15 protein-coding genes and 1 pseudogene are annotated in these 14,996 nt (G+C 41.3%); all 16 read right to left on the reverse strand.

Annotation, left to right across the window (positions count from 1 at the left end; genetic code table 11):
• Nucleotides 1-271 precede the first annotated feature (271 nt).
• A complete protein-coding gene (locus tag IGI41_RS10675; RefSeq protein ID WP_010740251.1) occupies nt 272-514 on the reverse strand; it encodes a helix-turn-helix domain-containing protein in 243 nt (80 codons plus the stop codon).
• On the reverse strand, nt 501-929 hold the full coding sequence (locus tag IGI41_RS10680; protein WP_033787925.1) for an RNA polymerase sigma factor: 429 nt from the start codon (nt 927-929) through the stop codon (nt 501-503). Before IGI41_RS10680 ends, IGI41_RS10675 begins: the two co-directional genes overlap by 14 nt.
• A 288-nt stretch (nt 930-1,217) precedes the next feature.
• A complete protein-coding gene (locus tag IGI41_RS10685) occupies nt 1,218-2,207 on the reverse strand; it encodes an aromatic acid exporter family protein (RefSeq protein WP_033787928.1) in 990 nt (329 codons plus the stop codon).
• 211 nt (nt 2,208-2,418) lie between these two features.
• Nucleotides 2,419-4,068 (reverse strand): phosphoenolpyruvate carboxykinase (ATP), encoded by a 1,650-nt coding sequence (locus IGI41_RS10690; protein WP_430609771.1) that lies wholly within the window; start codon nt 4,066-4,068, stop codon nt 2,419-2,421.
• Between the two features lie 249 nt (nt 4,069-4,317).
• Complete coding sequence (locus IGI41_RS10695; RefSeq protein WP_281738606.1) at nt 4,318-5,712, reverse strand: oxaloacetate decarboxylase subunit alpha; 1,395 nt, start codon at nt 5,710-5,712, stop codon at nt 4,318-4,320.
• A 12-nt stretch (nt 5,713-5,724) separates the two neighbouring features.
• Nucleotides 5,725-5,850, reverse strand: coding sequence for an OadG-related small transporter subunit (locus IGI41_RS10700; RefSeq protein WP_033787933.1), 126 nt, complete (start codon nt 5,848-5,850; stop codon nt 5,725-5,727).
• 12 nt (nt 5,851-5,862) lie between these two features.
• Complete coding sequence (locus IGI41_RS10705) at nt 5,863-6,978, reverse strand: sodium ion-translocating decarboxylase subunit beta (RefSeq protein ID WP_430609772.1); 1,116 nt, start codon at nt 6,976-6,978, stop codon at nt 5,863-5,865.
• 16 nt (nt 6,979-6,994) lie between these two features.
• Complete coding sequence (locus tag IGI41_RS10710) at nt 6,995-7,405, reverse strand: acetyl-CoA carboxylase biotin carboxyl carrier protein subunit (RefSeq protein ID WP_010759309.1); 411 nt, start codon at nt 7,403-7,405, stop codon at nt 6,995-6,997.
• Complete coding sequence (locus IGI41_RS10715) at nt 7,389-7,715, reverse strand: hypothetical protein (RefSeq protein ID WP_010759310.1); 327 nt, start codon at nt 7,713-7,715, stop codon at nt 7,389-7,391. The genes IGI41_RS10710 and IGI41_RS10715 overlap by 17 nt, the downstream gene beginning before the upstream one ends.
• Before the next feature lie 80 nt (nt 7,716-7,795).
• Entirely contained in the window at nt 7,796-9,169 is a 1,374-nt protein-coding gene (locus IGI41_RS10720; protein ID WP_231586086.1) for a citrate:proton symporter, read from the reverse strand.
• 19 nt (nt 9,170-9,188) lie between these two features.
• Nucleotides 9,189-9,800 carry a L(+)-tartrate dehydratase subunit beta gene (gene ttdB, locus IGI41_RS10725; protein ID WP_010759312.1) on the reverse strand — a complete coding sequence of 204 codons (612 nt, stop codon included), beginning with the start codon at nt 9,798-9,800 and terminating at the stop codon, nt 9,189-9,191.
• 29 nt (nt 9,801-9,829) lie between these two features.
• Entirely contained in the window at nt 9,830-10,756 is a 927-nt protein-coding gene (gene ttdA / locus IGI41_RS10730) for a L(+)-tartrate dehydratase subunit alpha (protein ID WP_430609773.1), read from the reverse strand.
• Between the two features lie 249 nt (nt 10,757-11,005).
• Complete coding sequence (locus IGI41_RS10735) at nt 11,006-12,016, reverse strand: AraC family transcriptional regulator (protein WP_010759314.1); 1,011 nt, start codon at nt 12,014-12,016, stop codon at nt 11,006-11,008.
• A 245-nt stretch (nt 12,017-12,261) separates the two neighbouring features.
• The gene (locus tag IGI41_RS10740) at nt 12,262-12,609 is read right to left on the reverse strand and encodes a hypothetical protein (RefSeq protein ID WP_312543107.1); all 348 of its coding nucleotides are present in this window, start codon (nt 12,607-12,609) and stop codon (nt 12,262-12,264) included.
• A 390-nt stretch (nt 12,610-12,999) separates the two neighbouring features.
• Nucleotides 13,000-13,665, reverse strand: a complete 666-nt coding sequence (locus IGI41_RS10745; RefSeq protein ID WP_430612819.1) for a group II intron maturase-specific domain-containing protein — start codon at nt 13,663-13,665, stop codon at nt 13,000-13,002.
• Nucleotides 13,665-14,993, reverse strand: a pseudogene (locus IGI41_RS10750) (CD3337/EF1877 family mobilome membrane protein); the annotation flags it as partial. The pseudogene IGI41_RS10750 and the gene IGI41_RS10745, both read right to left, overlap by 1 nt.
• Nucleotides 14,994-14,996: the final 3 nt, after the last annotated feature.

Here is a 14,996-nt window from a genome sequence, read left to right on the forward strand (position 1 = left end):
AAAGCACATAGGAATCTCACCTCCCCCCAGTAATGGCGGGCCAATTTGGTTACGGAAGTATCATTATCGTAGTCACGAGTCTATTTCAAAAACTGTCGCTCAAAGAAGTCTCTTATCATGGCGAAACTAACCAAAAACTCGTAAACTACACGTACTGATAGATATACTATTCAGTTTTCAAAGAGCATTTGGCTTTTTCAGCCTACGAAAGTCTTCTATTCAAAACTTATAAAAAACTTGCATAGAATGAAAAGGAAAGGGAAAAAATACGTTAACGAGTTGTATCAAATTCAAGTATCTTTTCAATCAATTTCGTTTCCAGTTGTCTACGCATATATTCATCCACATACATAACCATGCCCTTTTCTTCTTCATAAACAGGCTTCATAGCTACTCTTGAAATATAGTTTTGATATTTTGACAGGACAATGGTCATTGCGATTGAATCGCCGGAGCTTGCAGCTTTAATCGTTTCTACTGGTATGGACGGTATATATCGTTTAGTTTTCTTCATAACTGTCACCTAATATCCTGTTCAGATCTTCTAAGGCTTCCTGACGTTGATACCAAACACTTCCAAGACTTTTTCCGACTATTTCACTAATTTCACGATCATTGAGACCGATGAAAAACGACATTAAGATGATCTCTTGTCTAACACTAGCCAATTGTTCAATTGCATTTGCCAATACTTCATTGCCTATTAAAATTTCGATTCCTAAGACAGGAAACTTCCCATTACCATTCAGCCTCGTGTCAGAATAATAGAATTCTGTACCTAGACTTTTTTGTTCCAATGTCTCCATTGAAATTTGACGCTGGCGAAATCTCGCATCTTTCTTTTGAATATTGAATGCTTCATTGCGGACTACTTTCTTACAAAAACTGTCAAACATATGTTGAATGTGGGTGTCTTTAGAGTCGCCCATAACATTTTCCTCCTCAAAAAAATCATTCAACTCGTTTTCATATCTATCCCTTTCCATTATTACTACAATCTGGGAGTGAGCATTTTTCGAAAAAAGACAAATTTTTTTAAAATAAAAAAGGCATACAGACAAAAACTGTCTATACGCCTCACAAACGGATTAATTTATTATCAGAATTATTTTTTATTATTCAAAATATCAACATGCCATGAAGCTTATGAGTTACTTACAATCTAATTACTCAAGTGAAAGGTGAAATCTGAGTTATCAAAAACGCTTATTTCAGATTTACTTGTCTAAAGTTGCCACAAAACGTTCTTTAAACTTCAAAAATTCTTCGATGTTCATCACTATATGGTAAAGACGTACTTTACTAATAAACTCCTCACGAGTCGTAGGTAAGTTGTTTTGTTGAATATATAGAATCAAATCAGCTACTTTATGCAGCTGGATTAGAGGAGAATTCATTTTAGACAAATAGTCAATCATCGAGTCAAGAAACTCAGCTACAATTTGTGAATCACTTTGAAATACTCGTATATTTTTTATCTCATAATGGAGATTATGGAGCACACCGCTCTGTTGCAGACGCATTTCAAAATAATTCACATAATAATGATCTTTTCGTGGAAGACGGTTTTGTTGGTATTGAAAAGCAATCGCCGTATATCCTAAGATGTCTTTTTCCAGCTGAATGATGTCTTCCCAAACTTGATTGTTAAGTGTGGGATCCTTCAAATAAGCAGAAAGTTTATAAAAAATTTTCTGCATTTCTCGATCCGTAGACTCCACTGCCTTTTCTAAGTATTTCTTCTGACTTTCACAATTTTGAAAATGATTGACGACAATGGCAATCACTAGCCCAATCAACAATAATGAAAACTCATTAACTAGATTTTCGATTGTAATTATTTGATCTGGCGCTCGCAACAAATGACTCACCACGACTGCATTTCCCGAGAGTGTTTTGAGCAAATCACGTAAACTCAAGGCAAAAGTCAGAACGACCATAACGATACCATAAGCAATCCACTCCGCACTAATCACTGAGTTCATTAGCCCGCATAATACCACGGTTCCAATAAATGTGATTATACGATGCAATCCTATACGCAGAGTCTCGGATCTTGTGGAAGCAATAGTTAGTAACGTGATGATGCCCGCTGATGAAGCATATTCCAATTGCAAACTTTCCGCTATATAGATTGATACGCCACTACCAATACCAATTTTTAATGCATACAATAGATGGTTCCATAGAGCCAACCGTTGAATCATCTCAGGCCTCCATTTCTTGGTTAATGCAACGTGTAGCGAACATACTCTAACGTAACTCCGTTTCCAAAGGATGCAGATAATAATCCTTATTATTTTTATTCTCCAATTTATTCAGAATAAATACTATAATCTCAAAGGGTAGTCTTTCAAATTACCCCTTTGAGATTATTACAATGCAACCATTTTACATAATTTAAAGGAGCATCTACAATCAAGATAACTCTGTAATCACTCTTCTCATAGTAGTAATTGCTTCTTCTGGTAATGCGTTATACCCTTCCCTTTCCGAATTTTGATTCAAAATAAAGGTTAATCGGCTTTCCATCCGCTCTCTTAAAGCTTTCATATATTTCGCATCATCAAAATTTACTTCAAAGCCTTCTGATGGTAGATAATTCATTCCTGAAATTGGACCGAAAGAGACAAACTTTGCTTGTTTTTCCACAATTTTTTCAATTGAAGAAAGAGTATCTTGTGGAGTGACTTTTTTACCTTGATAAAATCCGGTATTTAAGATATAACAAGCTGTCTGATTTTTATTAAAAAGCGTTTTGAAATCTTCAAAATCTTCTCCTAGTGGGTAAACTCGAAATGGATTAGCGAAAGGTTCAATCACCAAGTTATCTCGATCTTTATTATCAACAATATTTTCAGCTGTAGAGCGTTTTGTAGCCAAAGTTAAACCAAAGACTGCCGCCAAAACCGAATCATCAATCTTCACTACTGGAGGCAACGTATCATCTTTCATAATCCAGAAAATCGCATCAAGAGATGAACATAGATGGTCTACTCGATTTTGCGTCACATATCGTGATTTCACCGTTCGCCCATTTCCATTTCGTATATCTTGAGTGACAATGACTTTCTTCCCATCATTATCCAACGTCACGCCAACATTTTGACAAGTCATAAAGAAATTGATCGCTGGATCCGTCAAAGAATAATCTTGTGTCTTATCAAAATAGGACGGCTCTAATGCTGTGGTAGAGCCATCTAATTGATTAATGACAAATGCATCATCGTGAAGTACCTTTATTTGGTATTTATCATTATGCTCGGCCAAAGTAATTGTGGATTTTCCAGAACCAGAGAGCCCAAAAGCCGCCATGGTAAATTTTTTATCTGAGAATTGATATTCCTTCATCCCACCGTGACACGCTACATACCCATTTCGATGAGCGATAGACCATGCCAAAGTCAGAGTGGCTTTTTTTAATTCTCCAAAATATTTTAAACCTAATATAGCTGCTACATTGTGTTCTGAATCAAATAGTGCTAAACCATGAGGAAAAGCTGGATGTGTCCAATCCGGATCTGCATACAAATAAATATCCGTCTCAGGATAATTCTTAGAGTCTTGGTACAGCGCTCGCCATTCCTGATTCATAATTTGGAAATTCAAAAGATAGGAGTAGAAATTCGTCTCGTAGTTTTCTGGTAATATAAGATGTGCTTTTACCATGAAATCCTTATCCAACCCCACCACGACTTCTCCTGCATAGAACTTCTTATGAGTTCCTTGGGCCAAAGCATCTCGCAATACGCCTTCATATAAAGTCTTGTCGATTCCTGGTTGTCCAATGACACGACGAGCCGATGCAGTTCGTCCAGTGACTTTTCCATCATTAAAAACAATTACTTTAGCATCCTCTGGTAAGCCTAAATCAGTTGCATGACTTACCGGCATATCCGTAACAACAGCACCGGGCGCTTTCCTTGCCAAATCATAAGCGCTGGCTAAATCGCTAATAACTTGGACATTATTGCCATAAAAAGCACTTTCTATAATTGTTTTAAAACTAGAAAATGCCTTATTCTCTATCGTGATTTCTTCATGTGAAAATGTACCAACACTTGCCATATCGTGATTCCTCCTAAATTCAAACCAAAGCATTCTTATATCTCTAAAAAAACTTTTTTTAATAAACTAAGATAAAATTTCTCATCTTCCAAAAAATTTCATGTCCTATTCCCGTAATCTAGTAATTCAAAATTTAATAACATCCATCCTATAATAAAGCGATAAAAAGTCCCTACCCTTAGAATATCTATCAAAAGTAGGGACCTTGCATTAAAACTATTCAGTTAGGTCAATTTAGATTTTTCAAAATCAGTTAATATCTAACGAAACGGAAACTTTCTGAAGCGGAACATCATAGAATGGATCTTCCCGCCTACCTAAAAAATCCCGTGCCTGATCTGGAAAGAGCGCATAACTCAGAACATCCTCTGGAGATTTCGCGTATTCTTCAATCTCGAACTCCATCTGAGACAGACCAGGAGCAAGTAAATCCGCTGGCCGTTGAGTGATGACCGCTTCATCTCCAATGATTTGCTGGCGTATTTCTGGAGCAATCGCTACCGGTGACTTGCCATATAAGCCTCTCACATAGTCTTTGATTTCTAGAGGCACATTTTTGTAGCGCTCTCCAGTAAGCACATTCATCACCGCCTGGGTCCCCACCATTTGCGAAAGAGGTGTTACCAGTGGGGGAAAGCCCAAATCAGCCCGTACTTTTGGTACCTCCGCCAATACTTCCTCATAGCGTTGTTCCAGGCCTAACTCTTTTAACTGGCTCAATAAGTTGGACAACATCCCCCCAGGCACTTGATAAATCAGCGTTTTGGGTTCAGTATCTTTGACCTTTGCATTCAGTAGGCCCTCTGCCCGAAAACGATCTCGAAGCGGATTAAAGTATTCGGCAGCTTCATTGATTTTTCCTAAATCGAGTCTTGTATCATAGCCCAGTTCCTCAAAGGCCAAGGCTAAGGATTCCGTGGCTGGTTGACTGGTTCCTCCCGCAAAGGAAGAAATAGCTGTATCGATAATATCTGCCCCTGCTTCAGCGACTTTCAAATAGGTCATTTCCGCAATTCCACTGGTCGCATGAGTATGAACATCGACTAGCAATTCCGTGGAATCTTTAATCTGTGATACCAACTCGTACCCTTTCTGTGGCGTGAGTACTCCTGCCATGTCTTTGATACACAGGGAGTCCGCCCCTATTTTGGCGATTTCCTTGGACAATCCACGATAATAATCGATGGTATGAAAATCACTAGTGGTATAAGAAATCGCAACTTGGCAATGGCCCCCTGCTTCCTTGGTAGCAGCGATTGCTGTTTCCAAATTACGCAAATCGTTCAAAGCATCAAAAACGCGAATGATATCAATGCCGTTTTCAATCGATTTCGTGATAAACGCTCGAACGATATCATCGGGATAATTCTTATAGCCTAATAAATTTTGTCCCCGGAGCAACATTTGCAATTTGGTGTTTTTGACTTCTTGTCGGATGGTGCGCAGACGTTCCCACGGGTCTTCATTTAGAAAACGCAGGCAGGAATCAAAGGTCGCGCCACCCCAAACTTCCAAAGCATGATACCCTGCTTCGTCTAAGGTTTGGAGAACTGGGGTCATCTCAGCGGTAGTCATTCTCGTGGCGATTTGGCTTTGTTGCCCATCTCGTAATACAGTTTCTGTGAAGCGAATACGTTTTTCCAATGATTTCATCCCCTATTTCTTTACTGGAAACATTTTGCTTAATAAGATGGAAGCCAAGTAAATAATGAAAATGACGATAAACACGCCACCCCATCCGAATACAAGCAATTCAAGCGATTTTAGTAAAGCTTCTGACATTTTATTCTCCTCCTAAGCGAGCAGTGCTAACAGCAAACCACCGGCAATTACCGAAGCAATCTGACCAGAGACATTGGCTCCTGCCGCATGCATTAAAATGAAATTTTGCGGATCTTCTTCCGTTGCCATCTTTTGAATCACTCGACTGGACATAGGGAATGCGGAAATACCCGCCGCCCCAATCATCGGATTGATCTTTTCTTTGCGGAATAAGTTAAGCAATTTGGCAAAGAGCACACCGCCTACCGAATCCATCACGAAAGCCACGAGTCCTAGCCCGATGACCATTAAGGTATCCACTTGAAGAAATTCTTCGTACTGCATTTTTACGGAAATCGACAAACCGAGTAAAATACTAATAATATTCACCAATTCATTTTGTGCAGTGATTGATAGCCGATCCAAAACGCCACATTCTCGTAATAGATTCCCAAACATCAAGAAACCAACTAAGGGTAAGGAAACCGGCGCAATCAATCCCGCCACAATCGAAATCACGATTGGAAAAAGGATTTTCGCAGTTTGGGAAACTTCCCCAGCTTGATAGCGCATGCGAATCTTACGCTCTTTTTTCGTGGTCACGGCTTTGATAGCTACAGGTTGAATGATTGGTACTAGTGCCATATACGAATACGCCGCTACCATGATTGCCCCCATATATTTCGAATTCAGCGTATTTGCCACAAAGATGGAAGTTGGCCCATCCGCTGCCCCGATAATTCCGATAGAAGCCGCATCATTTAAATTAAATCCTAATAGGACGGCCATGATAATCGTGAAGAAAATGCCAAACTGAGCTGCCGCACCAAACAGTAATAAAAAGGGATTTTGCAGCAACGGGCCAAAATCAATCATCGCTCCAATCCCAATAAATAGAAGCAATGGGAATAACTCGGTACTAATTCCTATATCAAATAGGACTTGAAACGGCCCTGCTTCTCCCCCAGCGCTTAACACCCCAGAATTTGGGAAATTCACTAAAATAGTCCCCAGTCCCATGGGTACGAGCAAGGTAGGTTCGTATTCTTTTTTGATGCCCAAATACATCAAAATTCCACCGATAATCATCATGACAATTCGTCCGGGCTCTTGGCCCATGCCTTGTAGGCCTTGAACTAACGTTTCCACTGTATACCTCTCCTTTTTAAGCTATGCCGATTAATGAATCACCTGGATTCACCATCTCACCTTGTGCGACTGCGATTGCTTCCACGACACCTGCTTTATTCGCAACAATTTCATTTTCCATCTTCATCGCTTCAAGAATCAACAATGGCTGATTAGCCACAATTTCATCCCCTACATTGACTAAAATTTTCAGAACAGTCCCTGGCATTGGCGCGGTGATTACCTCACTGGCCGCTTTCATCTCCCCAACAGCTTGACTGGTAACTGGAGCACTTGCTTCTACTGGTACAGGTGCCGCTTGAACTGGTGGCTGAACTGACTGAGCTGGTGCAGCTAATGATGCGGCTTGGGCGGGAGTACCGCCGATTTCTTCCATCTCCACTAAGTACTCTGTGCCATCGATGGCAATCTTAAATTTTCGTAACATCTTGATTCTCCTTCTCGATTTTTTTAACGATAAATCTGCTGGTGGGGGCATCTTGGGCAGCGATTGCCGTGGCAAGTACCGCAACACGCTGAAGTTCGGGATTTCTTTGCCAAGCCTTCTTCAAGGCAAAGCGACTAGTAGGATTGTCCCCAGCTCCTATCGCCCCGGCCACAAGACTTAAAAGCAACAATTGATCTGGCTCGCATTCGACATATTTCGGTAACGCAACGTAAGGAGCCGCTGGTTGCATTGATTCCTCCACGGCCTGCTCGTCAAGGCGCTTTTTCTTAAAACGCTGTAAAAAGTTCATTCTTTCTCTCCTTTTGAATAAGAAAGGAAGCCATAAACGATATACCCGTGGCATAACGAATATAACTTCCAACTCAACAACTAAATTGGTAAAGCACCGGTTAAGGCATACACAACTAAGTAAATAATCAGAATTGGCCAGCAGTACTTCACGTATTTCTTCTGGAAATCAACAAAGTTCATTTCAGTGGAATCCGTCAGCATGAACAAAGCCGGAATGACCGGTGAAATCAACCGGAATGATTGACCTACCATAGAAGCCACAGCAGCTTGGAGTGGTGTAATGCCATACTGCTCCATCACTTCTCCCACTACTTTGGCAATCCCAAAGTAGAAAGCATCCTGAGGTAAGAACGTAATCGCCGGTGCCGAAATAACAGCATAGATTGGTGCCATGTGTGCTCCTAGCCCATCTGGAATAATCATCGTCATTCCGGAAGCCAATGCGGTCGCCATGCCACTGCCGGATAAGACTCCGGAGAAAACCCCAGCAGCAAAGGTTGCCAATGCAGGCGCTAACGCATCGGAAGCGATTGCATCTATGCGTTCATTAATAATGCTGACTTTCCGATAGTTCACCGTCAAGACAATAGCGCTACCAATCATGAATAGCACAGCACCATGGGCGAAACCTTGAATCAATAAATACAAAATTCCGAGGGTCAAAAGCAAATTGAACCAAAATAGTTTCGGCCGTTTCAACTCGGGATCTTTCGCCCGAATACAATCCAGCATTTTTTCCATCATCACGTGATCAATGTCCGCATCCGCTCCATTGCACCAACCTAACCGCTTGCGTTCCTTTTTCCCTAAACGATAAGCTAAGAAAATTGCAAAGATTTCGGCAGCTAATAAACCTGGTAATAAAGCGCTGAACAGTTCATTAATCGGCACTTCCATAGCTGTACTGGCCGCAATGGTCGGTCCACCCCAAGGAAGTTGATTGAAAATCCCAATAGGCGTCACAATCAAGATTGCCAAATAGCTAAGCTTCATCCGCATCGACCGATACAGTTCTACAAATGCAGCCACACAGATAATAATGGTCGTTGTGGTATCACCATTCATCGTCACCACGGTGGCCGTCAATACAGTGGCCATAGTGACTTTCAACGGATCTCCTTTCGCCTTCTTAATGAAGAACTCGCATAAGGGGTCAAACAAGCCCACGTTCAGCATCAAATCGAAGTACATTACCGCAAATAATATCAACAGCCCCGGAGAGATGACCCCCATACTGACTTTGGCGGTTTCTGGATCGACTTTGTAAAACAGAGCATCGGTAATCCATTGAAACAGGTCGGCAAACGTCGAGTTCGTCAGCAGTACCACTAGCACCCCGAAAAACAGGGGCACTAGGGTCAAGGCGCCGACAATCGACAGTTTATTTTTCGATAGCAAGAATATAAAGGTTACAATCATTAACAGTGCTAATACTAACAACAAACGAATCACCTCTTATTTCTGTTAATGGTTACTTGATGAAGCGCACTTCCTTACAGATGCGCTCAATCTCAGCTTCTTTGCGTCTATTGAACTCAACTTTGTTTTGTTCAAAAAGATTGCTGCCTTCTGTATCGATGGAGACAATCAGCGGACCGTAGTTTTTCACTTCATTGACCCAAAGCGTTTCCGGCATTCCCAAGTCTTTCCACTGAGCGTCCACGATTCGTTCCACTTTTTCTGCTGCATACACCGCATTGCCTGCTGGATAAACCAAATGCAAGGCTTTGTATTTCTTACAGCCAGCTTCTGTCCCTGGTCCCATGCCACCTTTACCGACAATCAAACGAACGCCGGTTTCCTCGATGAAAGCTTCTTCAAATTTTTCCATCCGCATGCTGGTGGTTGGTCCTACCGAAATCATTTCATACTCATTGTTGCCGTGGTCCTTAACGATGGGACCTGCATGAAGAATGGCCTTGTCCTTTACATCCACTGGTAATGGTAGTCCCTCTTCTACAACCCGCCGGTGTGCCACATCTCGGCAAGTAACTAAAGTTCCTTCTAAATAAACAATATCGCCAATCCGGATATCCTTGATGTCCTCAGCAGATACCGGTGTTTTCAAATGATATTCTTTCATGCTTACTCTCCTCATTTCTAAAAATTACGTTAAATAAAGAGCTGATAGTCTTTTTGCAATGGTAAGGTGTAATTTAAGTCTTTGTCGAAGTTAATCTTTCCTCGTCGGTGAGACCAGCAGCCAACGTTCACGGCTACTCCGATTACCGATGGATGGCGGGCAGTGTTATTGATGTTCACTCCCATAACGGATTTCTTTCCACCAAAGCCCTGAGGCCCCAAGCCAATGTTGTTGATGCCATCTTCCAATAACCGTTCCATCTTTGCGGCATTTGGGTTTTCGCTCACGCTGTCAACTTCCCGCATTAAAGCCAATTTTGAGTTCATGGCCGCCGCTTCCACGGAAGTCCCAATCCCTATTCCCACAAGCAGTGGCGGGCAAGCGTTGATTCCGTAACTAGTCATCTGATCCATCACAAAGCGTACGACGCCTTCGTATCCTTCCCCTGGCATCAAGACTTTTGCGGCCCCAGGCAAGCTACAACCGCCCCCAGCCATGTAGACGTACATTTCCATCTCGTCCCCGTCGCCATCAATATCCGTAAAGATACTTGGCAAGCCAGTACCGATGTTTAGTCCGGTATTGTATTCGTCAAAGGTTTCCACCGCATTGTGACGCAAAGGGGCTTTTTTCGTCGCTAGATACACAGCTTCTTTTAAGATGTCCTTTAATTCACCTAAAAGTGGAAAATTGGAACCACATTTGATGAAAAACTGAAGTGCCCCAGTATCTTGGCAGCTAGGTCGGTTCAGTTTTTCCGCCAACATTTGGTTTTCGCGCATTGTGTCATAGACAAGCTGTTGCAATGGATCTACCTCGATTTTTGACAGTTCGTCTAGCTTCTTGGTCACATCATCCGGAAGTCTTCTCCCTACGACGGTGATGTATTCCACAAGAATGTCTCTCATCTTCTGTGCTTCAGGAGAAAGTACTTTTTCTTCATAAGTGTATTTCATTGTTTCTGCCTCCTAACATTTTCTATATTATGGCTTGAAATAGCTTTCTAAACTATCCAATTCTTCTTTACTTCTCTGATAAAAACACAATCAGACTTCCATAAAAAAGAACCTTAAGTAAGCAAAGCAGCATAAGAAAAATAGGGGGAAAAACAAGTGCTATTAACAACTTTGTATTCGTTTTCATTTTATTCGAAACAAAAAACGGGCTAACCACATTTTTGTGATTCGCCCATTAAAAAGATGCACTCACTTCACTATTCGACGAAGATTGGTCATCAAGTCATAGTATTTTTCTTCGTATTCTTTACTACTACAGTTCACGCAAGGATTTTGAAAAGAATCATCGTATTGTTGATAGCGAATCAATTTTTCTTTAATAGCTGCCTGCTCCTCGTCCAAGTTTGCCTTAAAGTTGCGATCGATTTCTCGAAGATCAGAGTCAATCTGTTTCCGGTATTCTGAGGGAGTGGTACCGAAATGCTTTCGAAAGGCCTTGTTAAATGACTTCACATCACTAAAGCCATTTTCGAAGGAGATGGTCGCCACCTTTTTAGTCGTCATGGCCAACTCTCGGATTCCTTTTTGCAGCCGACAACGGGTCAGGTATTCATAAAAATTGATGCCTAACTCGATTTTAAAAATCTTAGAGAGATAGGTCGTGGAATAGTTGCATTCCTTCGCCAATTGTTCCAAGGTCAGCTCCCCACTACAGTTTTCTTCGATGTACTGAATGGCATGATCCAAGAATATCCGCTTCTGGCCCACGGAGTAACCACCCTGCTTAGTGTCTGACGTAAAAAATTCAAATAAAATCTCGGCAATCTTAAATAGCAAGGCATTGTTTTTCAACTTACTAGTCCTTTTTTCATTATTAAGTAATTGTAGTTGGGACAAGTCTTTGCGCAACAGTTGAAAGAGCGGATTGCGGGGTTCATCACTGGAGTTTAATTCAAATCGTCCTTCCGAAATATCGATCCCTTGGGAAGAAAAAAATTCTGGAGAAATATGTAGTCTCATGGCGATGCTGTTCGGCACCGTCGCGAATGTCGCATGACCACAGTTCGAGTTAATCACTAGCAAGTCATTTTCGTCTAAGGAAAAGCTTTGCCCATCCACATTGACCTCAATCTTCCCCGTAATCAACCAAAGCAGCTCAATCTCTGGATGCCAATTATAATGATAACTACCGATACGGTACAACAGCTGATCATAGGCGATTTTCATATTATCAAAGAGATATTCTTTTCGAATTTCCACGGTGTTTCACTCCTGTCGTTTAAAGAAGGTAGTTAACTATGTCTCTTACATTATCGTTCTCCTCTATAGTAAAAGAAATCAAGCGTTTTTGCTACCTAATTTCGCATAATATCGATCCACTATTATGACAACACTAAAAAAGACCCGACACCAAGCCGAGTCTTCTCCCTTCTATTGCTCGCTCCTCCCCCGGAAGAACTCCTGCAACTCTCGAATCACCGCTGTCTCCAAGTAACGCAGGTGCATCATACCGCTACCGCTGCTTTTTTAATCGCCAGCTCCACACTGCCGATACCTTTTTTCGCCATCCAAAGACTGCTGTTGACGGAAAACGCCTGGAGCTTGTTTTTCTCCACATAGGTCAACTGCCGGGTCAGCATCAGATAGCCCTGGATGCACAGGCGATGTCTGCTCTGAATCTGGTAGCCTTGATAATGACTGTCTAGCCAGCAACCAATCAGAATCAGCACAATCCCTGGCGCCAATGCCCCGCCAATCCAAGCATTAAAGAAGAAACTGCCAATACAAGGAATCAGTAACAGCAAGAACCAGCGGCTAAAATACCAAAGCCAGCCTCGACCGCAATACTGCATGGTGCTAATTACTTGCAACCCGATTCAAAACTGTCAGCTATATGTTACATATTTTATTGTTGTAGAATTGATGAATTTTTAGTAGCCTCTCATCACCAATTTGCTATCCATACAGGACTCAATAAAAAAGCCAAGAGAAAGACTCTCTCGACTACAATAAATCTGATTATTTTCTTTTTCTTCATAAAATCGAGACAAGAAACACAGTAACATAGGAGCTAATGTTGAACGGTCCGTACTCGATGTTTTTAAAATTTTTATGAAATTTCTGTTTATTTCCCGAATAAGCTGCTTCTTAAACATCGTTTGTTCAGAAATCGAGTAGAGGTCCGAACGCATAGGTTCGCACCCCTCTCACACCACCGTACGTACGGACCCGTATAAGGCGGTTCAATAATTTGAGTGTACGAACTGGTATTTCGAGGATATATCCATATATCCTCGAGATACCAGTTCTTTGTCTGTAAACGAGCGATGAAGGATATGACTTTTGGCTATTTTCCAATAACCTTTCCTAGTATACGACCACTCATATGCTTTGTGTTTATCGATTCCTAACAACATCAAATTTCTTCTTTTGGTTCGTGGATTTTTCCATTGTTTCCAGATGTATTGTCGGATTCTACGCTTCAACCATCCATTCAGCTCATTCATAAACTTCTTCATTTCACCAATGCCATAATAGTTTATCCAACCGTTCATCAGCTGTTTGATTTCCTTGAATAGAACTGCCACACTTCGCCCACGGTTACGTTTTGTGATTTTCTTCAATTTCTGTTTCACCGTTACTTTAGCTTTATTGTGAGGACGAATCTTAATACCTTTCTTCGTTGGGTGGATACAAAATCCAAGAAACTTTCGTTTCAAGGGACTTCCTACCGCACTCTTTTCACGATTGACAGTGAGCATCAGTTCACCTTCCAGAAAGTTGATGGCGTTACTCATCACTCGATGTCCTGCTCGATTACTCCTGATGTAGATGTTACAGTCATCGGCGTAACGAACGAACTTGTGCCCTCTTACTTCAAGGAAGCTATCAAATTCATTAAGATAGATATTTGCGGTTTGCGCATCACTCTTCTGCCCATGGACTGACTATCATTACTTTGGAGGTTAAACATACTCATAGTGTCCCCCAATTTGAAATAAATCCCGGCAAAAGTCACAATTTGAAGAAACGCCACCATAAAGAATGGATAGGTGGCTGAAATAGTGAAAAACATCGTGGAAATACTAAATGCAGTCGTGATTACCAGTGTGACTCCCGCTCGCATCATGATCGTATTGAATAAACGAATAATCGCCTTCTTCCCCAAGCTCTCATAAGTCGGCAACATGGACAATAAGAAACTGATAGGAAGAAACATCGCAAAGATAATGAAGAGAATTTGCGAAAACAACATAATCCCGGTTAGGAGAAAGACAAAGAAGGAGATCCCAATATTGAACAACACCAAAAAGACCACGGTTCCTAAGCGGTTCATGGTCTTCGTAATACTTAGATTCGCATTGTCGTTGTCTTCAATCTCGGCTTTAACCGCTCCTTCCCGATCCTTCCCCTTATTTTCATCAGGACTTACAGATAAAATCTTATTGGCTCGCTCTTCTCCTATTTCTTCTATATTGGAATCATCGAATTGCAATAGTAACCAGGGTTGTTGGACTTGGATGGAAAACAAACTATCACGGATCAAATCCACACTATCTTTTCCTTGGCTTTCCGAATTAGGTACCACAATATCAGTACCGAGGCTAAGAGCCGCTTCACTGACATCTGAGCTAAAATCATTGATTTTTGTGATATAAGTAGGCGCATAGGCAATAAAGGAACCTGAAAGTAGAAAGATCATCACAAAATTTATCACGGCCCGAACTGCTTTGGTGGTTTCTCGTTTAATCAATCCGGTGTACGCAACATAAGCTCCTAATGCCAAAATCATCAATAACAGAAATCCAAAGTAGAATCCAGAAGTTTGAAAACCATTTTCGTTTATACCAGCTAGCGTCTGGATATTCTTCCCAATACTTTCAGCCGTATCCGAAATAAAATCCAATTTATAAGCCTCTTGAACCACATAACCTGTGGCATTCGACAAATACAAACTAACGGTCCAAATAAAATTGGTTATGGCATAAAGACCATACATCACGCTTTTGCCTAGTCCATCCCCCCAATTCCAAGGCAGCCAATCCCAAGAACTATCGACAAAGAAATCCAGTTGATAGTTGTTCAAAGAATATTGGGAGTAAAGATTCCCTGCCTCCACCGTATCATCTACAAGGCCTGTTGCCTCTGCCACCGTCCCGATTAAGCTCAAAAGGATGATAAGAGAAAATAGACAAACCAAAACAATTCCCACAGTCCGAAAAAGTTTCTTTTTCATCCC

Source organism: Enterococcus sp. DIV0876 (genome assembly GCF_050529585.1).
GTDB lineage: Bacteria > Bacillota > Bacilli > Lactobacillales > Enterococcaceae > Enterococcus_D.